41 protein-coding genes are annotated in these 20058 nt (G+C 59.8%); 37 read left to right on the forward strand and 4 right to left on the reverse strand.

Annotated elements, in window-relative coordinates; genetic code table 11:
* Positions 1–105: 105 nt before the first annotated feature.
* A complete protein-coding gene (locus tag ABD903_RS22310) occupies positions 106–501 on the forward strand; it encodes a hypothetical protein (RefSeq protein WP_345227930.1) in 396 nt (131 codons plus the stop codon).
* A gap of 105 nt (positions 502–606) precedes the next feature.
* Positions 607–1206 (forward strand): DUF4136 domain-containing protein, encoded by a 600-nt coding sequence (locus ABD903_RS22315; protein WP_345227931.1) that lies wholly within the window; start codon positions 607–609, stop codon positions 1204–1206.
* A 572-nt stretch (positions 1207–1778) separates the two neighbouring features.
* Here the strand turns inward: ABD903_RS22315 and ABD903_RS22320 are convergent.
* On the reverse strand, positions 1779–2420 hold the full coding sequence (locus tag ABD903_RS22320) for a helix-turn-helix domain-containing protein (RefSeq protein WP_345227933.1): 642 nt from the start codon (positions 2418–2420) through the stop codon (positions 1779–1781).
* A gap of 153 nt (positions 2421–2573) precedes the next feature.
* Between ABD903_RS22320 and ABD903_RS22325 the strand changes: the two genes are divergently transcribed.
* From ABD903_RS22325 to ABD903_RS22395, 15 genes are all read left to right on the forward strand, one after another.
* On the forward strand, positions 2574–2801 hold the full coding sequence (locus ABD903_RS22325; protein ID WP_345227934.1) for a hypothetical protein: 228 nt from the start codon (positions 2574–2576) through the stop codon (positions 2799–2801).
* A complete protein-coding gene (locus tag ABD903_RS22330; RefSeq protein ID WP_345227935.1) occupies positions 2798–3139 on the forward strand; it encodes a hypothetical protein in 342 nt (113 codons plus the stop codon). The genes ABD903_RS22325 and ABD903_RS22330 overlap by 4 nt, the downstream gene beginning before the upstream one ends.
* Before the next feature lie 2 nt (positions 3140–3141).
* A complete protein-coding gene (locus ABD903_RS22335) occupies positions 3142–3864 on the forward strand; it encodes a hypothetical protein (protein WP_345227937.1) in 723 nt (240 codons plus the stop codon).
* A gap of 120 nt (positions 3865–3984) precedes the next feature.
* Entirely contained in the window at positions 3985–4728 is a 744-nt protein-coding gene (locus ABD903_RS22340) for a methyltransferase domain-containing protein (protein ID WP_345227939.1), read from the forward strand.
* Positions 4729–4787: 59 nt separating this feature from the next.
* Positions 4788–5018: a hypothetical protein gene (locus tag ABD903_RS22345; RefSeq protein ID WP_345227941.1), complete on the forward strand. Its 231-nt coding sequence runs from the start codon at positions 4788–4790 to the stop codon at positions 5016–5018.
* Positions 5019–5096: 78 nt separating this feature from the next.
* Positions 5097–5351, forward strand: a complete 255-nt coding sequence (locus ABD903_RS22350) for a hypothetical protein (protein ID WP_345227943.1) — start codon at positions 5097–5099, stop codon at positions 5349–5351.
* 12 nt (positions 5352–5363) lie between these two features.
* The gene (locus ABD903_RS22355) at positions 5364–5603 is read left to right on the forward strand and encodes a hypothetical protein (protein WP_345227944.1); all 240 of its coding nucleotides are present in this window, start codon (positions 5364–5366) and stop codon (positions 5601–5603) included.
* Entirely contained in the window at positions 5603–5794 is a 192-nt protein-coding gene (locus ABD903_RS22360; protein WP_345227947.1) for a hypothetical protein, read from the forward strand. Before ABD903_RS22355 ends, ABD903_RS22360 begins: the two co-directional genes overlap by 1 nt.
* A 2-nt stretch (positions 5795–5796) precedes the next feature.
* Positions 5797–6159, forward strand: coding sequence for a hypothetical protein (locus ABD903_RS22365; protein ID WP_345227949.1), 363 nt, complete (start codon positions 5797–5799; stop codon positions 6157–6159).
* Position 6160: 1 nt separating this feature from the next.
* Positions 6161–6805 (forward strand): hypothetical protein, encoded by a 645-nt coding sequence (locus ABD903_RS22370; RefSeq protein WP_345227951.1) that lies wholly within the window; start codon positions 6161–6163, stop codon positions 6803–6805.
* Positions 6806–6878: 73 nt separating this feature from the next.
* Positions 6879–7127, forward strand: coding sequence for a hypothetical protein (locus ABD903_RS22375; RefSeq protein ID WP_345227953.1), 249 nt, complete (start codon positions 6879–6881; stop codon positions 7125–7127).
* A gap of 2 nt (positions 7128–7129) precedes the next feature.
* Positions 7130–7918, forward strand: coding sequence for an adenine nucleotide alpha hydrolase family protein (locus ABD903_RS22380; protein WP_345227955.1), 789 nt, complete (start codon positions 7130–7132; stop codon positions 7916–7918).
* 123 nt (positions 7919–8041) lie between these two features.
* Positions 8042–8554: a hypothetical protein gene (locus ABD903_RS22385; RefSeq protein WP_345227956.1), complete on the forward strand. Its 513-nt coding sequence runs from the start codon at positions 8042–8044 to the stop codon at positions 8552–8554.
* Between the two features lie 4 nt (positions 8555–8558).
* Positions 8559–8762, forward strand: a complete 204-nt coding sequence (locus ABD903_RS22390; protein WP_345227958.1) for a hypothetical protein — start codon at positions 8559–8561, stop codon at positions 8760–8762.
* Between the two features lie 10 nt (positions 8763–8772).
* Complete coding sequence (locus ABD903_RS22395; protein ID WP_345227960.1) at positions 8773–9192, forward strand: hypothetical protein; 420 nt, start codon at positions 8773–8775, stop codon at positions 9190–9192.
* Between the two features lie 25 nt (positions 9193–9217).
* On the opposite strand, the gene ABD903_RS22400 is transcribed toward ABD903_RS22395, so the two are convergent.
* On the reverse strand, positions 9218–9427 hold the full coding sequence (locus tag ABD903_RS22400; protein ID WP_345227962.1) for a hypothetical protein: 210 nt from the start codon (positions 9425–9427) through the stop codon (positions 9218–9220).
* A 102-nt stretch (positions 9428–9529) separates the two neighbouring features.
* On the opposite strand from ABD903_RS22400, the gene ABD903_RS22405 reads away from it, so the two are divergent.
* The 4 genes from ABD903_RS22405 (at position 9530) to ABD903_RS22420 (ending at position 11108) form a co-directional block, all read left to right on the forward strand.
* A complete protein-coding gene (locus ABD903_RS22405; protein WP_345227964.1) occupies positions 9530–9859 on the forward strand; it encodes a hypothetical protein in 330 nt (109 codons plus the stop codon).
* 21 nt (positions 9860–9880) lie between these two features.
* Positions 9881–10138, forward strand: a complete 258-nt coding sequence (locus ABD903_RS22410) for a hypothetical protein (RefSeq protein WP_345227966.1) — start codon at positions 9881–9883, stop codon at positions 10136–10138.
* Positions 10139–10665: 527 nt separating this feature from the next.
* Positions 10666–10911 (forward strand): hypothetical protein, encoded by a 246-nt coding sequence (locus ABD903_RS22415; protein ID WP_345227968.1) that lies wholly within the window; start codon positions 10666–10668, stop codon positions 10909–10911.
* Complete coding sequence (locus ABD903_RS22420; protein ID WP_345227969.1) at positions 10911–11108, forward strand: hypothetical protein; 198 nt, start codon at positions 10911–10913, stop codon at positions 11106–11108. Before ABD903_RS22415 ends, ABD903_RS22420 begins: the two co-directional genes overlap by 1 nt.
* A 3-nt stretch (positions 11109–11111) precedes the next feature.
* Here ABD903_RS22420 and ABD903_RS22425 read toward each other — a convergent pair whose 3' ends face one another.
* A complete protein-coding gene (locus ABD903_RS22425; protein WP_345227971.1) occupies positions 11112–11330 on the reverse strand; it encodes a hypothetical protein in 219 nt (72 codons plus the stop codon).
* Positions 11331–11446: 116 nt separating this feature from the next.
* On the opposite strand from ABD903_RS22425, the gene ABD903_RS22430 reads away from it, so the two are divergent.
* From ABD903_RS22430 to ABD903_RS22485, 12 genes are all read left to right on the forward strand, one after another.
* A complete protein-coding gene (locus tag ABD903_RS22430; RefSeq protein WP_345227973.1) occupies positions 11447–12238 on the forward strand; it encodes an adenine nucleotide alpha hydrolase family protein in 792 nt (263 codons plus the stop codon).
* A 182-nt stretch (positions 12239–12420) separates the two neighbouring features.
* The gene (locus ABD903_RS22435) at positions 12421–12819 is read left to right on the forward strand and encodes a hypothetical protein (protein ID WP_345227974.1); all 399 of its coding nucleotides are present in this window, start codon (positions 12421–12423) and stop codon (positions 12817–12819) included.
* Positions 12816–13787: a DUF1376 domain-containing protein gene (locus ABD903_RS22440; protein ID WP_345227976.1), complete on the forward strand. Its 972-nt coding sequence runs from the start codon at positions 12816–12818 to the stop codon at positions 13785–13787. The genes ABD903_RS22435 and ABD903_RS22440 overlap by 4 nt, the downstream gene beginning before the upstream one ends.
* A gap of 2 nt (positions 13788–13789) precedes the next feature.
* Entirely contained in the window at positions 13790–14257 is a 468-nt protein-coding gene (locus ABD903_RS22445; protein ID WP_345227978.1) for a hypothetical protein, read from the forward strand.
* A gap of 3 nt (positions 14258–14260) precedes the next feature.
* Complete coding sequence (locus ABD903_RS22450) at positions 14261–15364, forward strand: hypothetical protein (RefSeq protein ID WP_345227980.1); 1104 nt, start codon at positions 14261–14263, stop codon at positions 15362–15364.
* Between the two features lie 2 nt (positions 15365–15366).
* Positions 15367–15600 (forward strand): hypothetical protein, encoded by a 234-nt coding sequence (locus ABD903_RS22455; protein WP_345227982.1) that lies wholly within the window; start codon positions 15367–15369, stop codon positions 15598–15600.
* 40 nt (positions 15601–15640) lie between these two features.
* Positions 15641–15778, forward strand: a complete 138-nt coding sequence (locus ABD903_RS22460; RefSeq protein WP_345227983.1) for a hypothetical protein — start codon at positions 15641–15643, stop codon at positions 15776–15778.
* 4 nt (positions 15779–15782) lie between these two features.
* A complete protein-coding gene (locus ABD903_RS22465) occupies positions 15783–16010 on the forward strand; it encodes a hypothetical protein (protein ID WP_345227985.1) in 228 nt (75 codons plus the stop codon).
* Positions 16011–16056: 46 nt separating this feature from the next.
* A complete protein-coding gene (locus ABD903_RS22470; RefSeq protein WP_345227986.1) occupies positions 16057–16554 on the forward strand; it encodes a hypothetical protein in 498 nt (165 codons plus the stop codon).
* Positions 16551–16820 (forward strand): hypothetical protein, encoded by a 270-nt coding sequence (locus ABD903_RS22475; RefSeq protein WP_345227988.1) that lies wholly within the window; start codon positions 16551–16553, stop codon positions 16818–16820. Before ABD903_RS22470 ends, ABD903_RS22475 begins: the two co-directional genes overlap by 4 nt.
* Positions 16817–17107, forward strand: a complete 291-nt coding sequence (locus tag ABD903_RS22480; protein WP_345227990.1) for a hypothetical protein — start codon at positions 16817–16819, stop codon at positions 17105–17107. Before ABD903_RS22475 ends, ABD903_RS22480 begins: the two co-directional genes overlap by 4 nt.
* A 4-nt stretch (positions 17108–17111) precedes the next feature.
* Positions 17112–17312, forward strand: coding sequence for a hypothetical protein (locus ABD903_RS22485; protein WP_345227991.1), 201 nt, complete (start codon positions 17112–17114; stop codon positions 17310–17312).
* Positions 17313–17397: 85 nt separating this feature from the next.
* Here ABD903_RS22485 and ABD903_RS22490 read toward each other — a convergent pair whose 3' ends face one another.
* A complete protein-coding gene (locus ABD903_RS22490) occupies positions 17398–17649 on the reverse strand; it encodes a helix-turn-helix domain-containing protein (protein ID WP_345227993.1) in 252 nt (83 codons plus the stop codon).
* An 87-nt stretch (positions 17650–17736) separates the two neighbouring features.
* On the opposite strand from ABD903_RS22490, the gene ABD903_RS22495 reads away from it, so the two are divergent.
* The 4 genes from ABD903_RS22495 (at position 17737) to ABD903_RS22510 (ending at position 20038) form a co-directional block, all read left to right on the forward strand.
* The gene (locus ABD903_RS22495) at positions 17737–17901 is read left to right on the forward strand and encodes a hypothetical protein (protein ID WP_345227996.1); all 165 of its coding nucleotides are present in this window, start codon (positions 17737–17739) and stop codon (positions 17899–17901) included.
* On the forward strand, positions 17898–18143 hold the full coding sequence (locus tag ABD903_RS22500; protein WP_345227998.1) for a hypothetical protein: 246 nt from the start codon (positions 17898–17900) through the stop codon (positions 18141–18143). Before ABD903_RS22495 ends, ABD903_RS22500 begins: the two co-directional genes overlap by 4 nt.
* A 99-nt stretch (positions 18144–18242) precedes the next feature.
* On the forward strand, positions 18243–18707 hold the full coding sequence (locus ABD903_RS22505) for a terminase small subunit-like protein (RefSeq protein WP_345228000.1): 465 nt from the start codon (positions 18243–18245) through the stop codon (positions 18705–18707).
* The gene (locus ABD903_RS22510; RefSeq protein WP_345228001.1) at positions 18704–20038 is read left to right on the forward strand and encodes a PBSX family phage terminase large subunit; all 1335 of its coding nucleotides are present in this window, start codon (positions 18704–18706) and stop codon (positions 20036–20038) included. The genes ABD903_RS22505 and ABD903_RS22510 overlap by 4 nt, the downstream gene beginning before the upstream one ends.
* The last annotated feature ends 20 nt before the right edge of the window (positions 20039–20058 follow it).

Raw genomic sequence — 20058 nt, forward strand, 5'->3', positions numbered from 1 at the left:
AAGGGCGAAAGCAGCTGAATTACCCTGAAAATCAGTTAAACAGTGGAGCTGTAACCCAACTCAACCCAGCGTCGTTAAAGGCAGATTGCCTTTTTTCGATACCACATGGCTCTGCGCCTCCTGCACGAAGATTTCGCTCTGTCTATTTCTTACGATTACCTGAACGAGTGGCTGTACGCCGATTGGCAGCCGGATCAGGACCTGGCGTCGGTGCAGACCGGGTGCGAAAAGATGCTGGAGCTGCTCGTTTCGGAGCGGTGCCGCAAGGTGCTCAACGATAATCGGCGGGTGCAAACCATTTGGTCGGAGGCGGCGGAGTGGGGCGGTACGGTGTGGTTTCCGGCCATGGCTGCCGGCGGGCTGGAGTATTTTGCCTGGGTGTACTCGCCCAACATCTACAGCCGCCTCAGCACCGATCTTACCCTGCAGCACACGACTAAGCCCGTGGTTGTAACGTTCGATAACCTCGAAACGGCGTCGTCCTGGCTGCGGCAGATGTAGCGAAACAAACGCGGCGCGCTGGCCGTGCAGCACGCCCGGTTAGGTAACCCGCTAGCCAATAAGCAGTATGCTATAGGATGTCGTTCATCTTAAAGCCTGTTGTTTATGAAACAGTACGTAAGCGCTGCCCTGCTTTGGGCGGCTACTTTGTGGCTCGTGGGCTGTTCGCCCGCCGTCAACGTAGAGCAACGCGCCGGCATCGATTTTAGCCAGTACCGCACCTTTGCCATGGCCGATACGGAAGTGCAAACCAAGGGCACCCAGCGGCAGGTGCTAACCAGCCCCATTACCCAAGCCACCATTCAGCAAGCCATTGAAAGCGAAATGGCCAAGCGCGGCATTACCCGCACCGACGGCCAGCCCGATTTTTTCGTTTCCACCCACTTGTATGTGGAAGATGCCGAACGCGTGGTGGCCAATCCGCCGGGGCCGTCCCAGCTGGTGAACTACCCGTACTTGGTGCGCTACCGCGGCGTACTGATTCCTGTGAACTACAGCTACTGGTACACGCCTGCCTACACCAGCACCCGCACTGAAACCTACCAAGAGGGTACCATGGTGCTCGACATCATCGACGCCAAAACCAACAACCTGGTGTGGCGCGGCACCATTATCGATCCGCTAAACGACCCTGCCCGGCTGGGCAAACAGTTTGCCGAAGCGGCCCGCGACATCCTCGATAAATTTCCGGTTGAGAAGCAGTAGCGCGTTCTGCCCGGCTTTGTAAACCTGGGCTGAAATTCTGTAAACAAGCTTTTTGGTGCTGTTACTGAGCTTCTCGAATAGGGGAGACAAGCACCTGGCTCCCGCTGCAAACGGGGCGCTACGGGTAGTGCGCAGGAACGGCGGCCTACTTTCGGCAGTAGTACCAGCCGCGGGCCAAACGGCCGGCAAAGCGAGCGAAGCGCATGGGCATTCGGTTCGGTGGAGGGCAACCCTAGAGGTAATCAACGGATTTCATGTGAGGAAGGCAAACGCCGCGCCGCCGCATAGCGCGTAGCGTACGGGTTTGACGCTGCTCTAAATGCTGTTTTGCTTAGGGTATCTGTTTTCTTTGCCTTGCTGGTCAATAGGTTGTGGGCAAAGAAATTGGAATACTTTTCTTCGGTCGGGCACTTATTATTTCCATCCGGAGTTTACTGCCCCGAAGGCCTTGGGGCCTTTAGTTTGAAATAGCGCAGAAAGCCGCAGTCCGTTGGGCAGCGGCTTTTTTCGTTTTATCCCCTCTCATTGCCCGGCAACGGCTTTCCGTTGCCCGTGGTAACCAATCCGGTAACCTACGCGGCCTGGGCGCTCGATTCGCGGGGCACCCCGTTGGGCCACATGGCCCGCACGCTGGTGAAGCCTTTGATCTCGTTGCGCGGCAGCGCGTCCGTTCCGGGGGCGTCTACTTGGTTACCGTCGGTCTTTCCCTGCAGGCGCAGTTCCGCCAGTTGGTTGTTCAACGATTCCACCAGCGTCATGAGCCGGTCGTTGTCTTTCTCCAGGCGGGCAATGAGGCGGGCGCTTTCCTGGGCCTGAATGCGCAGCGTCTGCTGGAGCTGGGCCACCGTGGCCCCGTGGCTGCGGGCGGGTTCGGCCCCGGCCACGTCCCGTTGCCCGAACAGCTCGGCCGGGTAGAGGCTTTCGAGTTCGGCCGGCGACACGGCGCGGGCGCTGAAGCCCGCTTTGGGTTCTTCCGCAACGGAGAGGTTGCGGCCGTCGCGTAGCATGTTGCCTTTGCCCAGCAGCAACCAATCGGGGTTGAGGTCGGGAAAGCCGCTAATGATCTTGGCGACGTTGCTCTGTTTGGGTTCGGTCCCCTGCTCCATCTGCGAGACGTTGCCCTGCGTTAGCTGGCACCGCTCGGCAAAGGCTTGCTGAGCCAACCCTTTGAACTCCCGAAACTGCTTCACGCGGGAAGCAAAGGTTGTGTCCATGGCTGTGTGGTGAAAAGGTTAAGCAAACTTTGTTTATTTAAGCAGAACTATTGTTATCTTTGAAGCGTAGTTTAAACGCTGCGGTGCTGCTTAACGCACCAAAACTACAAAAGTTCTGCTTAAATAAACAACACTCCTTTAAATCCACACCTCATGGCGTACACAATGGAGCAAAAGGCGGTCTTTGAATACCGTCTGAAACAGGCCAAAAAGGGCCTCAAGAAGAAAGGCATTAAGTATTACGTGCCGGCGGCCATGGCTCTGGATGAAACCGTAGATGCCCAGCAACTGCGCAACGTGATGAACGGCGGGGTCATGAACGAGAAGGCGCTGAACCTGATCGAACGGCTGGCCGGTACTGCGCAACTCCAAGCCGCATGATAGCCCAGCTAACCCCGTTCGAGCACCTGCAACGGCTGTGCTGGAACACCTCCATCTGGTTCGGTGAATGGTCTACTGCCTCGGTGGAACGGCGCCTGAAGATGTGCCGCGACATGACTTCCATGTACTTGGAGTTTAGGCAGCTGCACCGCGACCAAGCCGACCCGTGGGTATGGGAGGCTATCGACGGGCTGCATCCTGAATTGGCCGGCGTCATTGCCGAGAGCCTGCCGCCGGCCGCACATCAACACCTGATGCAGTGGATGCACAACAACATTCAAAGCACCCGCACCGAAACCGAACGCCTTCAACAGGAAATCCAAGACTTACCCTTTTAACCATGAAGACCAACGTAGTAATGCTTTCGCCGGACCGCGAGTTGTTCGGCATCAAAGTGCGTCAGGAATCGAAGACCGAACGCATGAGCCTGACCGATCTGCAATCAGCCTATGAGGTAGGCCGCACCCAGTACGGCTGGTCGGAGAAGCGGATCGACCACGTGCTGAACCAGAAAGAGAATGCCGAACGCATCTATTACCTGCTCATCAGCCAAGATTTCATAAAAGTAGACTTTCATACATTTATGGAAACGGCTGATAGCAAGGGCGTTGTCAAGGTGTTGAAAGGACTGGGTGTATACCAGACCAAAGGACGCGGCGGCAACAAAGCCACCTGGTGCGAGTCTTCTATTTGGATGCTGGTAGCTATGGAGCTGAACCCAATGCTTTACGCGAAGACGGTGCTGTGGCTGCGAGACCAGTTGTTGGTTAACCGCGTGGTGGCGGGCAATAACTACAAGATGTTTTCCGAGGCACTGAAGTCCATTGGTGTTTCCGACTTCAGCAAGTTTGCCCAGGCCTTGAACTGGGTCGTATTCGGCAGCCACCAGAACGGCATGCGGAATCTGGCCACAGCAGAGCAACTTAAGCAGCTGGCAGACCTAGAAGATAAAATGGCTTTCTCCATTCGAATGGGCTTCATCCAATCGGAAGACAATGCCCTAAATGCCTTGCGCAAGATGTGGTTCCAGCGGCCGGGCAACCCTTTCCAGTCGGCAGCCTAAATTTTTTTGTCTGCTTTCAACAGAACTCTATTAATAATACTTGCGTATTCAATAGAACTCTGTTACATTTGATTCACCAACAGCAACACCCCCACACCCTCACCTCCTACACGTCCAGCCATGAGCCAGATCCCACCTGAAGTTTTAAGTATCCTCCGAGCCAGCACCATTACCGACTGCCGCCTTGTGCTTCCGGTTGGTGACTTGAGCCGTGATCTATATACCGCCGTCAACAAGGTTATTGCCGCCGCCGGAGGCAAGTGGGACCGGAAGGCAAAGGCCCATGTGTTTCCCCGCGATCCGCGCCCGCAACTTGGCTTAGCGCTGGCAACCGGCAAGGTTGTCAGCACCAAGAAAGACACACAAGCCTTTTACACCCCGGCGGCTGTGGTGGCGAAAACGCTTGGCTACCTACCTGCTCTAAAGGGGATGGTGGTGCTGGAGCCGTCCGCTGGAGAGGGTGCCTTTGCCGATGCCATACGGGCCGAAGGGGCCGATGTGGTGTGTTGTGAAATAGACCCTGAGAGCGCTTCGGTATTGATCCGGAAAGGCCACACGGTAATTACCGGAGACTTTCTGGGGTGCAAAGTATCGCCTGCGGGCTACGATGCGATTGTGATGAACCCGCCCTTCGCGAAAGACCAAGATATGCAGCATGTGCTACATGCCTTCCGGTTTCTAAAGCCCGGCGGGGTGCTGCTGGCTATTACGGGCACGGGCTGGGAAAACGCCAGCAGCAAGCGCCGACAAGATTTCCAGGCCTTTGTAGCGGAGCACGGCGCCGTTGTGGAGCGCTTTCCCGCTGGCTCATTCAAGGAGAGCGGCACCCAAGTAAGCACGCTGCTTATCCGCCTGACTGCCTAACACCCCCAAACACACAGCGGCGCGCCCGCTCTTTTTTCTCACCTCCTACACGTCCAGCCATGCCACTTACCGAATCTGAAATCGAAGCGCTGCGCCTGACGCGGACCGCCAACGAAGAGTACATCCTGCACTTGGATGACATGGCGGACCGCGAATCGGCCAAGGTCCGCGCTAAGGGAAGCGTAAGCCCCGACTTCTCACTCCCTAATGCCCTGCGTGGCGTGGTCGAGCACATGCGCGAAGTCAACGAAGACATTGACGAACTGCTGGAGCACTACGCAGACCGCTAACACCCCCAAACACACAGCGGCGCCGGGCTCCTACACCCAGCGCCGCCCAATACAAATCACTTCAACCGCAAAGCTACCATGATTCAGCAACACCACTACATCGAAACGCCTTCACCCCTCTACCTCAACACCAGCGAAGAGGCCGCCTGCCCCGTGGAAACGGAGGAAGTGCGCCGCCGCTTCTCTTGGAAAGCGCTGGTGCGCATGCCGTGGCACACCGTGGAAGCCCTGTTCTGGGGCGTGGCAGCCGAAGACGACAAGTACGTCCAAGAGGTGCCCGTGGTGCTGGAAGAGGTGCGCAAGGCCCGCAAAAACCCCATGCAAGTCGCCTAAGCCCTTACCGCCATGCAGACCCCCGATAGCTTCGCCGCCGCCCGCGCCTACCACGACGGCGTGACCGCCGCCCTCAAAGCCGTGGAAGCCAACCCCGACCGCGCCAAAAGCGTGCTGCTGGCCTTGGAAGTGGAAGCCCACACCGCCATGTGGGACGCTTACAAAGTCGCTACGGCTGCCTTCGGGGGCCGCACGGAAGACCCGAAAGGCACCTACGCCGTGGCCTACGTGGCTCACCAACCCGAGTCGTGATGGAAAGCCCCGCCGAACACCAAGCCCGCGCCGCCTACCGGCAAGCGCAGGGCACGCCCTACGAACGCTGCGCCCTGCAGGCTTTGATCGACCAGCAGCAAGCCGAGCTGGAGCCCAGGCCCAAAGTGCCCACCGGCCGCTTCCAAGCCACCCTTTCGACCCTTCGCCACCAGTTCAAGCCCGCCGCCTAGCCATGATGGACGCCGAAACCCTGCTGCGCCTCGCCACACTCTTGAACAACCGCGCGCTGGTCACGCAAGAGGAGTGCGAGAAGATGATGGCCGCCCTCGCCGGCTTCGACAACGCCCGTGCTGAACAAGCCATGGCCAAGATTGAAGCCGCCCCGCGCACCCAGGCCCAATACAAGGAGCTGACCGACCTGCTCAACCACCCGCTGATCGACCGGCACTTCAAGACGAGCTACTTCCTCTCCGCCGGCCGCATGACGCGCCGCCAATGCGTGGAAGCCATTCGCAAGACGCAGGAATTCATCGCCATTCGGGAGCAGATGCGCGACCCGAAAGAACTCTACCACAACCAACAGGACGCCGCATAACATGAAGGTCCTAGTAGCCTGCGAGTACTCCGGCATTGTGCGCGATGCGTTCCTGGCGGCCGGGCATGATGCCATGAGCTGCGACCTGCTGCCCACGGAAAGCCCCGGCCCGCACTACCAGGGCGACGTGCGCGATATTCTGCACAACGGCTGGGACCTGCTCATTGCCCACCCGGAATGCACTTACCTGACCATAAGCGCAAACGGCTGGCTGAAAGAGCAGCCACCGCGCAAGTCGGGGGCACTGGTGGGGGCCGCCCGGCTGGCTGCCCAGGAAGAGGCCGCGGCGTTCTTCATGGAAATGATTAACGCCCCGGTTCCCCGCATTGCGGTGGAAAACCCGATAGGCATTATGAGCACCCTCTACCAGCCGCCCAGTCAGATTATTCAGCCCTGGCAGTTCGGCCACGGCGAAACGAAAGGCACCTGCCTGTGGCTGAAGAATCTTCCTGGATTACTGGCCACTGACATCGTGCCGGGCCGGGAGCCTAAAACACACTTTACAGGCCCTGGAAAAACCTTACAGGACCGTCGAAAAGCCCGCTCTAAGTTCTTCCCCGGCATTGCCGCCGCCATGGCTGCCCAATGGGGAGACCCCGAACGACTCGCCCGCCTGGGCATTCAACAACAACTCTTTGCCGCGTGAGATACCGCCCCAAACCCCGCCCCGGCATTGCCCGGCCCTGCATCCTCTCCCTTCACGAACAACGCTCTTAGCCATGGAACGCCACGCCTACGACAGTGAATTCTTCTACGACGCGACCCGGCCCACGCTGCCGCCCGCCGTCGATAACCGCTACCTGAGCCGCCCCAAACGCAGCAAGAAAGCCAAGCACCGCCGGGGTGTGCAAGCCAGCCTCTTAGCTCTCGGCATTGCCGCCCTGCTCTATTTGCTCGGCTACGTGGTGCCCGAGGGCAACCCCCACAGCCTGAGCCTCTCCCAAGTGGAAGCCCCGCACCCCCGGTAGCCATGAAGCGCTTCATTGCTTTCTCGCTCGGGGTCGAATCGACCACCATGTGCTTGCTCTACGGCAAGGGGGCCACGGCCATTTTCACCGACACGGGTTCCGAACACCAGGAACTCTACGCCCGGCTGCAGTTCGTGGAAGCCGCCCTGAAAGCCCACCACGGCGGCGACTTCGAGCTGCAAGTCCTTAAGCCGGCCAAGGTGGTGAACGGGGTGCTGTGCCACTCGCTCGGGGAGGCCATTGAAGCCAAGAAGTTCATGCCCTCGGGCCAGCAACGCTTCTGCACCGTCGAGTGGAAGATCAAGCCGATGGACGCCTTCCTCAAAAGCCAAGGGCCGTGCGAACTGCTCATCGGCTTCAACGCCGACGAAGAACCCGGCCAAGACCGCACGGGCAATCTGATGCGCTGCAAGAACGTGCAGTACCGCTACCCGCTCTACGAAGACGGCTACACCCGCGCCGACTGCAAAGCCTTGCTTGCCCAGCACGGGCTCGAACCCGACTACCCGGTCTACATGGCGCGGGGCGGGTGCAAGTGGTGCCCCTTCAAGAGCATCCGCGAATACAAGGCCATGTACTTTCTGGACCGCAACACCTTCAACGAAGGCCGGGCGATGGAAGAACGGATACAAGACCGCCGCGCCAAGTTCTTCGCCATCAGTTCCTCGGGCCGCTCCTTTCAAAGCATTGCCGAGGAATGCGAAAACAGCCTCTTCGACGCCGCCGAAATGGCCTTGGTCTACAAACAAGTCAAAGCCGCCCCGTCCTGCGGGGCCTTTTGCCACCGCTAACGATGAAAGCCCAGCTCCGCGCCGCCATCCGCGCCTGTGTGCCGGGTTGCCCCGACTGGATACACGCGGTCACCGCCTACGGGCGCCGCGCTCGACTGCAAACCGCCTTTCTCTCGCCCCGCCATGAACCTAGACGACCTCAAAGCCTACTTACCCGCCGCCAAACGACACCTGCTCGATAAAGCCTACGCGTTGGGCGAGAACGAAGCCGGCCTGAAGCTGCTCAGCAAGCCCAGCCCAGCTGTGATGAGCCCGGCCGCCTTGCCCGAACTGCAGCGCAACATCATGCTGCACGCCCTGCTGCTCAACACGCAGTACCTGCACGCGGAATGGTACCACCCCGACCTGCGGCACTCCGACAAGCTGCGCATCGGGCAAATCAAACAGAGCACGCTCAACCACTTCAACTACCTGGTGGATGTGCTGACCCCCATGCTGCGGATCAAAGACAGCCACGGGGAGCTAACCGACCAGGAAGCCACCAAACACTACCTGGAATCCTTTCGGGTGCTGATCTGGGAGCTGTGCGATACGCTGCTGGGCTCGGATGATCCGGTGCGCTTCGTCGCCATGATGAAGCTGATTGCAAGCGGGGTGGCCCGCATCGAAGAAGAAACCGAACCCTTAGCCGCTTAATCAGATGAGCACGCCCACTTACAGCCTGCGCAGCACCCTGCGCAATTACCACGACCGCAACCTGCAACTGATGGAAGCCGACGAGTTTCGGACCCTACAACAGAAAGTGCAGCGGTTTTCGCCCGACGCCACCGCTCCCTTGGCCGTGCGCCTGCTGCATACGCGGGTGCAGAACGAAGTAGAACGCCGCCAAACCCAACTCTTTTAATAGTACCACCATGCACGAATTTTTCAAAGGCGCTTACTACCTCGGTATCGGGGTGTTCTTCATCATGGAGTTGGCCATTGCCCGCAACGCCGGCAAGTACAACCGGGTCTTGAAAACCGAGATAACCAAGGATGCCGAGTGGGCAGACCGCCCCGAGGACGAGCGCAATAAGCTCATGCTCGGCTGTTTTGGCCTGGTGTATCTGGTGTGGGTGCTGTTGGGGCTTACCAGCTACAACTACATGGTGTTTACGGGCTTGGTCGCCATTATGGTGGGGGCCATGCTCATTCCCAAAGCCGTGCGCTTTACGTGGGGGTACCGCATCATCGACGGGCTGGTATCGGCCGCGCTGCTGCTGTTTGCCATCCTGAACACCTACCACCTGCACATAGAGGTTACGCCGGCCATGGTGCTGGCTTGGTTCAAGTAACAGCCCTGCTCTCCCCTCCTAGCCGCTACGGGGAAGGGGGGAGGGCGATGGGGCCGTGCTTGGCTTCGTGTTCATCGACCAAATCCAACATCGCACCCCGCAGAATAGCCGCTAGGTCAGTGCCTTTGCGGTCGGCCGCAATCATGGCTTTCTCCTTTAAGTCATAGTCTACCCGCAGCGGGTAGGTAACCTGGTTGACCAGTTTGGGACGGCGGGGCAAAGCTAGGGTTCGCATGGTGTAGGGCGCTAATGTATGCACAAGATACGCATAAAATAGATACGCGTATATCTTGCATACATACTGTATATACGTTATCTTTGAGAAAGACCTTCAGACATGAGCCAACAACAGACTGCCACCGCTTTTATGCGGATCAAGCACATCAAGTTCACGCACATCCTGTTGCCCCACATCCTTCAACTTATTCAACAGGACCACCCGCGCAAAAAGCACCCGGTGGCGTCCATCAAAGTCAAGTTCAGCGACAACGGCGAAGTCTACGGGGCCGATGTGCGGCTTGCTGGCGACACGTTGGCCTTCGTCTCCCTTCCCGAAGGCAAGCTGCACGAGAAGGTTATCCGGCTGAATGACGAGGTGAAACAATACCTCCTTCAAGCCTGCAAGGAAGCCGGGCGAATTGTCCAACCCATTGAAGTTCTGCACTAATCAACACGCACCGGTCAACTCATGAGCAAGCCCCTTGACCTGCGAAGCTTAGACACCCGATGCGGTGGCACGGGCTTTCTGACGTGCGAATGCGGTGGCGACTTCTGCTGCTGCGCCCTAAACGGCGGCTTGCAGTGCGGCGGTTGTCCGGACTGCGACGAAGACGAGGCTGATGCTTACTACGGGGCCAACTACATGCCCGATTGCGAACGGTGCGGAGAAGAACTAGCCCACAACATGCACTGCCACGCCTGCGGACTAAACAACAACCCATCATGATAACGGCCGGAACCCGCCTCTTCGTTGTGCAAAAAGCCGAATTGGCTACGCACTTACAACTCGTTGGAAAGCATATCACCAAAGCGCTATGCGGGGCGGACCCCGGTCTTTACCCTTCCTATTGCCTCATAGCCGTGGTGCGAAAGGGAGGCCGGCTGGAATACTGTCATGATCGGTTTGGCTGTCTGCACCATGTCGATTGCAAACGCTGCCAAGCCATTTACGCTAAGCAAACAGCCCGATGAACCGCCGCGCCCCTCTTCCCCGCCCCACCCAACGACTAGCCCGCACCACTCCCTTACGCCCCGTATCCGCCAAGCAGCGGGGGGCGAAGGGAAGACTGGGCAACGCCTACCGCGTGGTCGATGCCGGCCCGCGCGCCTGCTTTGCCTGTGGCAGCTCGTTTCAGCTGACCCACTCGCATACGCTGACCCAAAAGCAATTCCCTCGCCACGCCGCCAACCCGGCCAACGTGGTGCTGGAGTGTATCGGGTGCCATGCCCTGTATGAGCACAACAAGGCCGGGTATGCCCTGCGCTTCCCCGAAGCCCGCCGTCATTGCCCACAAGCGCAAGCCCTGCGGCAAAGAGAAGACCGCAGGCAGCCGCAAGCCGGTGGCGCCGGTAGCGACAGTAACGCCTTGGTACAAGGAACCGATGGGCAGCCCGGCCTACAAAGCCGGGGAGGCCCAATACTTCGCCGGCAAGCAACGCACCACCATCATCGACCAGTGCGGACGCCCCGCCACGGTCTATTCCAACCCCATCCGGTAATGATCCCCCGCACCATCTACACCGCCGTGCTCGACTACCAGCTGCGGCCCGACACGCTCACCGACTACCTGCGCCGCTCCGCCACGCCCGCCGAACGCGCCGCCTACAACGCCGCCACGGCACCGGGACAGCCCAAAGCGGGGTATCCGCGCACGGTGCAGGCCCTGAAATCCTTGGCTGCCGCTCTCCCCGCCTAGCCGCTACGGGGAAGGGGGGAGGGGTGGGAGGGTGATGGGGCCGTGGGCTGCCTCGTAGGACGCCACAAAGTCCTCCATGAAGCCCACTACCTGCTTCGTGGCGTCGGTGCGCTGCTTCTCACAGGCATAGGCAAACTTCTCCCGCAGCGTCTCCGACACGCGGTAATTGGCATTCACCTTCTTCTCGGCTGGCTTGGGGCGGGGCAATGTCTGGACGCACATGGTGAGGCGGGCAAAAGTAGGTTGTGTAACGCAAATATAGTCAGAAAGAAGATAGCGTAAAGCATTGTAATGTTAATGCGTTACGTTATCTTTGGCTTAAGCAATCAAGCTCCACTATGAGCACTCCAAGAGTCATATCAAATAGCGGCGGTCGCACCTCTGGCATGATGACGCTGCTGGAAATGGAGAAGGGGTTAGGGCCTGACGACTTCGTGATTTTCTGCAACACGGGCCTAGAGGACGAGGGAACGCTCAAGTTCCTTCACCAGCAGCAAACCATTCTGGGTGTCCCGCTGCGCTGGATAGAGTACTGCCGCTTTCACAAGTGGAAGGAAGTCACCTACGAAACAGCCAGCCGCAACGCGGAGCCCTTCATCATGATGATGCTAGCCAAGCAAGCCGTCCCTTCCGGGCACATGGGCCGCTTCTGCACCACCGAGCTGAAGATAAAGACCAAGATAGCCTTCATGCGCAGCCAGGGGCACCGCTACTTCGAAGCGGTAATCGGCATCCGAGCTGACGAGCCCACGCGGCACTTCACGGGCAAAGAGTCGGCAGACAAATGGCATCACGTTGCCCACCCGCTCTACCATGGAGGCATTACCAAACCCGATGTGCTGGACTTCTGGAAAGCACAGCCCTTTGACTTGGACATCCACCCGCTAGATGGCAACTGCGTCCTGTGCTTTCAAAAAGGAGCCGGCAAGAAGGTAGCCATCCTCCAACGCCGGCCCGAGTTGCGCACGGGCTTTTACCTCGACACGGAAGACGCAATGGGCCACCCGTGGAGCACCCGCTACGCCATGCAGGACTTGGTTGATCGCGCTCAGAGGGCCAACACCCAAACCTCCATTGAGTTCTGGGAGGCGCAAGACGAGCCCAGCATCAGTTGTTTTTGCACCGATTGACATGGAGAGCACCCTACATACCCAAGAGCCCGACGCGGCCGAGTGCGTCACGTGTGGCGACGAATTGGCACCCGATGGCTCCTGCTACCAATGCGATCCCGCTTGTAGCTACTGTTACACCCGGCCTTGCATTGGCATCTGCCCGACTTCTGAACCCGATGGAGAGCCCGCCTACGCCTCCGATGGAGAACCATACTAAAGCCATGAACCGCCGCACTCCCCTCTCTCGCACCACTCCCTTACGCCCCGTATCCGCCAAGCAGCGGGGGGCGAAGGGAAGACTGGGCAACGCCTACCGCGTGGTCGATGCCGGCCCGCGCGCCTGCTTTGCCTGTGGCAGCTCGTTTCAGCTGACCCACTCGCATACGCTGACCCAAAAGCAATTCCCTCGCCACGCCGCCAACCCGGCCAACGTGGTGCTGGAGTGTATCGGGTGCCATGCCCTGTATGAGCACAACAAGGCCGGGTATGCCCTGCGCTTCCCCGAAGCCTTCGCCGCCAAGTTGGCCACCATCCGACAACTGGAGCCGCAGTACTACGCGCTTCAGGCTTTGAAGCACCCTAACCTGTTCACGGTATGAAGGCCTACTCGTTTTACTTCAACGCGTCCGACTGGCTGGCTTCATCGGCGGTCAAGTTGATGAGCAAAGCGGAGCGCGGGGTGTACATCCAGCTGCTTGCCCTAGCGTGGGGCATGGAGCGCCCGGGCACATTGCCCGCCGTTGCGGATAAGGTTCGCCGGTTGGCGGAAATGAGCCTGGAAGAATGGGCCGAAAGCGGCGAAACCATCCTGGAGAAGTTTCCCCTTTCGGAGTGCGGCACCTATCGCTATAATCCGCGCCTGGTTGCCGAAGCATCCAAAGAACAAGCCCGCAGCGAGAAGGCTGCCGCTTCTGCCAACAAGCGCTGGCAGAACAAGCCGGATGCCAACGCAATGCCCGCGCAATCCGAACGCAATGCGAACGCATCGAATCCGAATGCGAACGCATCCCAAAACGCATGCGATGGCAATGCTATAGTAAAGGAAAGTAAAGAGAACAATACTTCTCTTGCCGGACCGGCTGCGCCGGCTCCGGCGGAGGTTGCCCTTCCCTTGGTGGAAGAACCCAAGCCCACTAAAAGCAAACCCAAAACCGATCAAGTGGCGGCGGCGCATCCCGAGCTGGCGTTTGCCGCCCTCTGGGACCAGTACCACAACGGGCCCGGCATTGAGAAGCGCGGCAGCAAGGCCACGGCCCAAGCCCGGTGGGAGGCCTTGCCCGAATCCACCCGCCGCCACATCCTCGCCGGCTTGGACGCCTACCGCGTCGATTGCACCCGCAACGGGCCGGAGTTCATGCCCTACTGCGAGAAGTTCCTGAACCTGAAAAAGCAGGTGTGGGCCACGGAAGGCTACGGCCGCACGGCCCGCGTCATTCAACTGGCACCCGAAGCCCGCCCCGTGCAAACGAGCAAAGAAGACCTCTGGGGCTTCAACGATGCCCGAACCCACGAACCACGCCCCGCTTACGCTTCCTCCGGTCAATTCAACGGCACCACGCCCCGCTAGCCATGCACATTACCCGTTCCTTGCCCGCCGCCCAACAAGAGCTGCACCGCGCCGCTGCCGTGGTACAGGCCCGCCTCGAAGCCGATTGGGCGTGGGTGCAGAAAGAGTTCGACGCGTTGGACTTGACCAACGAAGCCGCCCAGGGCCGGTTGCGGATGCTCGAAACCCGCCGCCTGCGCCTGCTGGAGTTGGCCGAACTGCTCGAAGCCTGCGAGAAAGTTGGGCCCGCAACCGACACGGCCATTGAGGACGCCAACGAACTCGCCCGCCATTGGCATGGTCAGTACGTGAAGGAGGTGGGACAAGCCGCCGATTTCGCCGGCATGGTGCTGGCCCAAAGCAGCAAGCAGCACCACCGCCCGGTGCCCACCGATGCCGAGATCGAAGCGGCCATGAATCTGCGCTACCCGTGGCTTGCGAAGACCCGCCGCTTCATCGACGCGCTCATCGAACGCCGCAACGCCGCCTAACGCATGGCCAGCCTCTCCACTCTCGATCAACTGCGCACCCCGTTGCCCGCATTGGCTACGGAAGCGCCTGTTAGCGCGGCCGCACCCTTGGTTAGTGCCGATCAGGTGCAGCGCGAAGCCTTGCACGCCTGGGACCACACCAACCCCAACGGCAGCCCCACGCACTACCCGACGCTCGACAAGCATTGGCTCTGGCAGCCCGGCGAAACCACGGCCGTTACCGGGTGGCCCGGCATGGGCAAGAGCTTGGCCGAACTCAACAAGATGGTGACCAAGGCCGTGTACGACGAATGGAAGTTCGCCCTGTTCGTGCCCGAAAACATGCCGCTGCGCAAGGCCGTGGGCATCCTGGTGCAGGCCTACGTCGGCCAATCGGTGAACCCCGACCACCCGTTTCGCATGAGCCGGGCCCAATACGAAGACGCCGTGAAGTGGGTAACGGGGCACTTTACCTTCATCGATCCGCGCCAAGCTCACAGCCTCAAAACCCTCTTGCCCGCCGTGAAAGCCGCCAAGCGGTTCGGCATCAAGGGCTGGCTATTGGACCCCTTCAACGATTTGGAAAGCAAGCTCGGAGACTTTAGCGGCATGATGAGCGAACAGCTGCGGGCCCAACTGAGCTTGATTCTGGACTTCACCAAGGACGAGCAGCTGTGTACCCTGATCTGCGTGCACCCGGCCGGCGAAGCCCGCAACGCCAAAACGATGGAACTCAAGATTCCCGATCAGTACAGCATGGAAGGCGGCCGGATGTGGCCGAACCGGATGGACTCGATTTGCGTGTGGCACCGCCCGATGGCCGACGAAGACCCCACCGATTCGAGCGTGGACTTCTACGTCAAGAAGATGCGCAACGAACCCGAATCCGGCTTCAAGACGCCCAAGCTCGGGGTGCGGCTGCACTACGAACGCCGCGCCTTCCGCTACATCGACCCGCTGCTGGGCATGTCGCCCCTCGATCCGAAGCTGGTGCAACGCTACCGCCAAACCGGCTCCAACCAACCGCCCGAAGGCCCGCGCATCATCACCCCCGCCCTCGATTTAATAGCCGCGCCTGGCTTTGGGCCCTTGCCTGCTTCGAAGTTCAACGAACCCGCTCCCTTCTAGCCATGTCCAACCTCTGCTCTGTCTGCCTCTGCCGCCTGTCCTATCCAGACAAAGAGGCCAAAGTAAAAGCGGCTATAATCCGTTGGTTGGCCCTTCAGGAGGGCAACGCCGCCCCCGCCCTCCAATGCGACGAAGCGGTCATTCGCAACCAGCCCCGCCTCGCCTTCCAAGCCGCCGCCCTGCTGGTGGTGCTGATGGAAGCCTCGAAAGAAGAAGCCGTGGAACCCCCTTTTTGACCGCCTGATCCGCGCCATACGAAACCAAGCCGCCTGAACGATGAAGAAGCGCCTCCGCAAAAAGCTCTACCGCAAAGAATACAGCGACCCGCGCGTTCGCAGCAAGCTGCATGTGATGTTGGCGCCAATGACCGAAGAACTGATGGCTCTCTTAGCCAGTCGCACCCAATCTGATTAGTCTCATGCCCCACTACGACAAACTACCTTGGTACCGCCGCCTGGTTGACGCCTGGCGCCTGCTGAACGCCCCGCGCTACGCCCTCGGCGTCTTCAGCGAAGAAGGACACTCTCTCACCTTCCAATGCACCGTGAACGAAGCGGCCTTTGTGCGGGACAAGCTACAAGCCGGGATCAGCGAAACGATTTTCATGGAATCCGCAGTGGAACAGGCCAAAACCATCCTTTCCTAACCCCTCCCTTCCCCTACACCGCGCCCCGCGCACCAGAGCCCTCCCCATGCCCAGAGACACCCGCACCGCCGCCACCCAGTTGGCCGCCGCCCACCGGAACCCGAACACGACCGAAGCCGAGCTAACGGCCGCCTCCCTGGCCTACAACATGGCCAACATTGCCCGGCTGCGGGAAGGGGAGGCGCCGATTCAGGAGGAAGCCGGCCCGATCAGCGCCGAACAGTTGAACCGGATGCAAGCCCTACGGGATGATGTGCGCCGGAAACACCAGGATGCAGTAGAATCCGGCCGAGTAATGTTCAACAACTTTTACCGCCTCGAATACCTGCTAGACGAAGGCGACGAACTGCAATCCGCCCTCGCCCGCCTCACCCAAGAGCGGGACGCCGCCGAAGAAGCCCTGAGCCGGCACCGGATGCAGACGGCCGATGCGCTGCGGGACATGTACGGTAAAGCCCTGGAAGCCGAAACGCGGTTTGACGGCTTGCCCAGCGAAGAAATAGAACGCGCCGCCCGCGCCCTTGATATCGACCTAACGCCATGATGAGCGCCGCCGAGTACCGCGCCCTTCACGGCAAGAAGCCCGCAAAGACCCCTGGCAAGCCATCCATTGCGCCCACGCCCCCAAAGCCGCCCACCGACACCCCCGAAGCCCAAGAAGCCCGCAGCGCCCCTGTATGGAAGCCGCTCAAGGTGGAAATATCCGGCTTCACCTTTGCCAACCAGACCAAGCGCGTGGTGACGCTCTGCCCAGAAGCTCACGCCGAAGACCTCCAAACCCACATCGAAGCCTTTCGCCCCAAGCCATGAATGTCCTGGTTGAATTAACCCCGAAGGAATACCGCAAGCTGCTGCGCCAGCGCGGCCGGCTTTGGCTCCGGCAAGCCGACCACCGTCCGGCAACCCCGCTATTCGTGTATTGGCACCAATGGGAGTGCATACAAGACGAGCGACGCTACCTGAATACCCAGTGCTGGCGCAGTCGGAATACGCGTTACGCCTACCGAAACCGCCTAAAGCACATGCGCTATTTGCGCCTGAACTCACCCACCCTCTGCCACGCCGCCGAAGCCGCGGGCATCCTTCCCCAGTCCTGACGCCATGATAGTCACCAACGAACGCATTGAAGTAACAACCCTCATGATGGAAAAGGCCGGCATGCGGCGCGGCCCCTTTGAGTTTGGGGTACCTGCTGACCCTGCTGACCTGAGCAAAGGACTGTCGTGGAAGTCGCTGGGCACCATTACAGACGCCGATTTTGACGCCATAGAAGCCTATTTCCTACGCCAAAACAAGCGCTGATGAACACCCCCAACGCCTTCCACGGCACCCCCTCCCTGCACCCCCACCGGGTAAGCGCCCAGCCGGCCCGCGTGGTGGAAGGGAGTTAGGCTCGTTTGGCCGGCCGCTTGCCCACGGAGCCGCCCACGAACATAGGCCCCGTGCCGTGCAACACCCACTCGGTACGCAGCCGCAGGACCGCACAGGTCTGCAGCAGCCGCTCCACCGTCATGCTTTGCTTGCCCCGCTCCACCTGCGAGACGTTCTGCAGCGAGACACCCAACGCCTCCGCCAAATCCTTCAGCGTCATGCCTGCTAGTTCCCGGCCCTTCGCCAGGCGGCTGCGGTAGTCGTTCACGGCTGGCTTTATTTCTGGCGGTGTATCGAGCTGAACCATAATGCAGTCGTATATTGGGGCCGCAATGATAGATAAAATATATCATCCATGCTGAAGAACCAAAAGCCCGTCATCATGTGGGTGCCGCAGGAAACCCGCAGCGCCTTGAAAGAAGTAGCCCGCGCCAACGGAGAACAGCTGTACCAAACGGTGCAACGATTGGCAACGGAAGCCAAAAGCAACACCGTACCTCCTAAGCTCCCGACGCCATGATTAAAGTGACCATCAAACGCACGGGCTCGATCAACCCGACCGATCTTGCCCAAAAGATGATGCGCCAGTTGGAAGACTCCCTGACACAGGATTACCGGCGGAAGTTGGCGGGCGTAAGATGCCCTGCTCACGGAACGCAGCCCCACTTGGAGTTGCAGCCCAGGCCCGGCGGGTACAACCTCAAGCTGCTCAATGAATGCTGCCCGGCCTTTGCCGACCTATGTGAGCAAAAGATCAAGTAAGCACAACATTCGCCCCGCCCAATCCGGTGGGGCTTTCTTTTGCACGGTTAATTAAAGTAATGCTTTAACTTCGGGGCTGTAATTAACCCGTTGTCAGCCATGCTTGACAGTCCCCAAGAAGAAGTAAAACCCAAGACCGGCCGCCCGTCGGACTACTCGCCTGAATTGGCGACGCTTATCTGTGAGAGAATAACCGAAGGGGAAAGCCTGCGTGCTATCTGCCGGGACGAGGAGATGCCGGACAAGACCACCGTGCTGCGTTGGCTTCGAGTTCACGAAGAGTTTCGCACCCAATACGCGCAGGCACGCGAAGACCAAGCCGAAACGCTGCTGGATGAAATCTTCGAAATCGCCGACGATACGACCCACGACACCATTCACGGCGAGTTCGGGCCGCGCCCCGATACCGAGTGGATCGGCCGCAGCAAACTGCGCGTAGACGCTCGCAAATGGGCCATGAGCAAGTTGGCGCCAAAGAAGTACGGAGAGAAGATTGCGGTCGACCACACCAACGACGGCGAACCCTTCAAGGTGTACGCCGGCTTCGACCCCGCCAAGGTATGAGCCAGCGCTTAACGCTGACGCCGGAGCTGCAGCTGAAGCATAAGCCTTACCAGCCGTTCGGCGCCGCCATTGGCTACCTCTACGACCAGTACGGAGAAGTCCTATTGGAAGGACCCGCGGGCACGGGCAAAAGCCGGGTAAACTTAGAGAAGGTGCACCTGATCTGTGAGAAATATCCAAATACGCGGGTGTTGATCGTGCGCAAGACCCGCGTCAGTTGCACCGAGTCGGTGTTGGTGACTTTCGAAGAGAAGGTTTTACCGGAAGGAAGTTACCTAACCGACGGCGCGCAACGGGAGAACCGCCGCAGCTACCAATACCGCAACGGCAGCAGCATCGTGGTGGGCGGCATGGACAAGGCTAGTCGCTTCATGTCCACCGAGTTCGACTTGATCTACATTCCCGAAGCCACCGAATTCACGGAAGCGGAATGGGAGTCGCTGGCCAGCCGCATCAACCGCCCCGGGCAGGTATCGGCCATTCCCTACAACCAAATACTAGCCGACTGTAACCCCGACGCGCCCACGCACTGGCTGAACCAGCGCTGCATCAGCGGCAAGACCCACCGGCACGTCAGCCGCCACGAAGACAACCCCGGCCTGTTCAACCACGCGACCGGGGAGTGGACCCAGGCCGGCCGCGCTTACATGGAAACCCTCGAACGCCTGTCGGGGGTTCGGTATGCCCGCTTGCGACAAGGCATTTGGGCCGCGGCCGACGGGCTGATCTACGAAACCTTTGACACGGCCGTGCACGTGATCGATGCCTTTCCGATCCCCCCGCAGTGGCGCCGCATCCGCTCGATTGACTTCGGCTACACCAACCCGTTCGTGTGCCAGTGGTGGGCCATCAGCCCCGATGACATTTGGTACCTGTACCGGGAAATCTACCACACGCAGCGGCTGGTGGAAGACCACGCGAAAGATATTCTGCGCCTCTCCCAAGGCGAACGGTTTGAGGCCACCTACGCCGACCACGACGCGGAAGACCGCGCTACCTTGGAGCGCTACGGCATTCGGACCATTGCCGCCAACAAGGCCGTGAGCAGCGGCATTCAGCAGGTGCAATCCATGCTCAACGTGCAGGCCAACGGCAAAGCCCGCCTCTACGTGATGCGTGGGGCGCTGCAGACGCGGGACCGGGCCCTAACGGAGGCGAAGAAACCCGCCTGCACCGAAGAAGAGTTTCCCGGCTATACGTGGGAGCAGCAGAAGGACGGACGCCCCAACAAAGAGGTGCCGGTGAAGCTGGACGACCACGGCATGGATACCATGCGTTACGCGGTTTACACCCCGGTCGCCAGCCCCCGCCGCCGCGGGTTGCTCGGCTGAAAAAGAAACCGCTTGGTGGT

Source organism: Hymenobacter koreensis, assembly GCF_039541855.1.
Lineage (GTDB): Bacteria > Bacteroidota > Bacteroidia > Cytophagales > Hymenobacteraceae > Solirubrum > Solirubrum koreensis.

Excerpts from the sequence above, each read along its gene's own strand:
- ABD903_RS22310 (WP_345227930.1), top strand. The coding sequence starts at position 106 with ATGGCTCTGCGCCTCCTGCACGAAGATTTCGCTCTGTCTATTTCTTAC.
- ABD903_RS22315 (WP_345227931.1), top strand. The coding sequence starts at position 607 with ATGAAACAGTACGTAAGCGCTGCCCTGCTTTGGGCGGCTACTTTGTGG.
- ABD903_RS22320 (WP_345227933.1), bottom strand. The coding sequence starts at position 2,420 with ATGGACACAACCTTTGCTTCCCGCGTGAAGCAGTTTCGGGAGTTCAAA.
- ABD903_RS22325 (WP_345227934.1), top strand. The coding sequence starts at position 2,574 with ATGGCGTACACAATGGAGCAAAAGGCGGTCTTTGAATACCGTCTGAAA.
- ABD903_RS22330 (WP_345227935.1), top strand. The coding sequence starts at position 2,798 with ATGATAGCCCAGCTAACCCCGTTCGAGCACCTGCAACGGCTGTGCTGG.
- ABD903_RS22335 (WP_345227937.1), top strand. The coding sequence starts at position 3,142 with ATGAAGACCAACGTAGTAATGCTTTCGCCGGACCGCGAGTTGTTCGGC.
- ABD903_RS22340 (WP_345227939.1), top strand. The coding sequence starts at position 3,985 with ATGAGCCAGATCCCACCTGAAGTTTTAAGTATCCTCCGAGCCAGCACC.
- ABD903_RS22345 (WP_345227941.1), top strand. The coding sequence starts at position 4,788 with ATGCCACTTACCGAATCTGAAATCGAAGCGCTGCGCCTGACGCGGACC.
- ABD903_RS22350 (WP_345227943.1), top strand. The coding sequence starts at position 5,097 with ATGATTCAGCAACACCACTACATCGAAACGCCTTCACCCCTCTACCTC.
- ABD903_RS22355 (WP_345227944.1), top strand. The coding sequence starts at position 5,364 with ATGCAGACCCCCGATAGCTTCGCCGCCGCCCGCGCCTACCACGACGGC.
- ABD903_RS22360 (WP_345227947.1), top strand. The coding sequence starts at position 5,603 with ATGGAAAGCCCCGCCGAACACCAAGCCCGCGCCGCCTACCGGCAAGCG.
- ABD903_RS22365 (WP_345227949.1), top strand. The coding sequence starts at position 5,797 with ATGATGGACGCCGAAACCCTGCTGCGCCTCGCCACACTCTTGAACAAC.
- ABD903_RS22370 (WP_345227951.1), top strand. The coding sequence starts at position 6,161 with ATGAAGGTCCTAGTAGCCTGCGAGTACTCCGGCATTGTGCGCGATGCG.
- ABD903_RS22375 (WP_345227953.1), top strand. The coding sequence starts at position 6,879 with ATGGAACGCCACGCCTACGACAGTGAATTCTTCTACGACGCGACCCGG.
- ABD903_RS22380 (WP_345227955.1), top strand. The coding sequence starts at position 7,130 with ATGAAGCGCTTCATTGCTTTCTCGCTCGGGGTCGAATCGACCACCATG.
- ABD903_RS22385 (WP_345227956.1), top strand. The coding sequence starts at position 8,042 with ATGAACCTAGACGACCTCAAAGCCTACTTACCCGCCGCCAAACGACAC.
- ABD903_RS22390 (WP_345227958.1), top strand. The coding sequence starts at position 8,559 with ATGAGCACGCCCACTTACAGCCTGCGCAGCACCCTGCGCAATTACCAC.
- ABD903_RS22395 (WP_345227960.1), top strand. The coding sequence starts at position 8,773 with ATGCACGAATTTTTCAAAGGCGCTTACTACCTCGGTATCGGGGTGTTC.
- ABD903_RS22400 (WP_345227962.1), bottom strand. The coding sequence starts at position 9,427 with ATGCGAACCCTAGCTTTGCCCCGCCGTCCCAAACTGGTCAACCAGGTT.
- ABD903_RS22405 (WP_345227964.1), top strand. The coding sequence starts at position 9,530 with ATGAGCCAACAACAGACTGCCACCGCTTTTATGCGGATCAAGCACATC.
- ABD903_RS22410 (WP_345227966.1), top strand. The coding sequence starts at position 9,881 with ATGAGCAAGCCCCTTGACCTGCGAAGCTTAGACACCCGATGCGGTGGC.
- ABD903_RS22415 (WP_345227968.1), top strand. The coding sequence starts at position 10,666 with ATGCCCTGCGCTTCCCCGAAGCCCGCCGTCATTGCCCACAAGCGCAAG.
- ABD903_RS22420 (WP_345227969.1), top strand. The coding sequence starts at position 10,911 with ATGATCCCCCGCACCATCTACACCGCCGTGCTCGACTACCAGCTGCGG.
- ABD903_RS22425 (WP_345227971.1), bottom strand. The coding sequence starts at position 11,330 with ATGTGCGTCCAGACATTGCCCCGCCCCAAGCCAGCCGAGAAGAAGGTG.
- ABD903_RS22430 (WP_345227973.1), top strand. The coding sequence starts at position 11,447 with ATGAGCACTCCAAGAGTCATATCAAATAGCGGCGGTCGCACCTCTGGC.
- ABD903_RS22435 (WP_345227974.1), top strand. The coding sequence starts at position 12,421 with ATGGAGAACCATACTAAAGCCATGAACCGCCGCACTCCCCTCTCTCGC.
- ABD903_RS22440 (WP_345227976.1), top strand. The coding sequence starts at position 12,816 with ATGAAGGCCTACTCGTTTTACTTCAACGCGTCCGACTGGCTGGCTTCA.
- ABD903_RS22445 (WP_345227978.1), top strand. The coding sequence starts at position 13,790 with ATGCACATTACCCGTTCCTTGCCCGCCGCCCAACAAGAGCTGCACCGC.
- ABD903_RS22450 (WP_345227980.1), top strand. The coding sequence starts at position 14,261 with ATGGCCAGCCTCTCCACTCTCGATCAACTGCGCACCCCGTTGCCCGCA.
- ABD903_RS22455 (WP_345227982.1), top strand. The coding sequence starts at position 15,367 with ATGTCCAACCTCTGCTCTGTCTGCCTCTGCCGCCTGTCCTATCCAGAC.
- ABD903_RS22460 (WP_345227983.1), top strand. The coding sequence starts at position 15,641 with ATGAAGAAGCGCCTCCGCAAAAAGCTCTACCGCAAAGAATACAGCGAC.
- ABD903_RS22465 (WP_345227985.1), top strand. The coding sequence starts at position 15,783 with ATGCCCCACTACGACAAACTACCTTGGTACCGCCGCCTGGTTGACGCC.
- ABD903_RS22470 (WP_345227986.1), top strand. The coding sequence starts at position 16,057 with ATGCCCAGAGACACCCGCACCGCCGCCACCCAGTTGGCCGCCGCCCAC.
- ABD903_RS22475 (WP_345227988.1), top strand. The coding sequence starts at position 16,551 with ATGATGAGCGCCGCCGAGTACCGCGCCCTTCACGGCAAGAAGCCCGCA.
- ABD903_RS22480 (WP_345227990.1), top strand. The coding sequence starts at position 16,817 with ATGAATGTCCTGGTTGAATTAACCCCGAAGGAATACCGCAAGCTGCTG.
- ABD903_RS22485 (WP_345227991.1), top strand. The coding sequence starts at position 17,112 with ATGATAGTCACCAACGAACGCATTGAAGTAACAACCCTCATGATGGAA.
- ABD903_RS22495 (WP_345227996.1), top strand. The coding sequence starts at position 17,737 with ATGCTGAAGAACCAAAAGCCCGTCATCATGTGGGTGCCGCAGGAAACC.
- ABD903_RS22500 (WP_345227998.1), top strand. The coding sequence starts at position 17,898 with ATGATTAAAGTGACCATCAAACGCACGGGCTCGATCAACCCGACCGAT.
- ABD903_RS22505 (WP_345228000.1), top strand. The coding sequence starts at position 18,243 with ATGCTTGACAGTCCCCAAGAAGAAGTAAAACCCAAGACCGGCCGCCCG.
- ABD903_RS22510 (WP_345228001.1), top strand. The coding sequence starts at position 18,704 with ATGAGCCAGCGCTTAACGCTGACGCCGGAGCTGCAGCTGAAGCATAAG.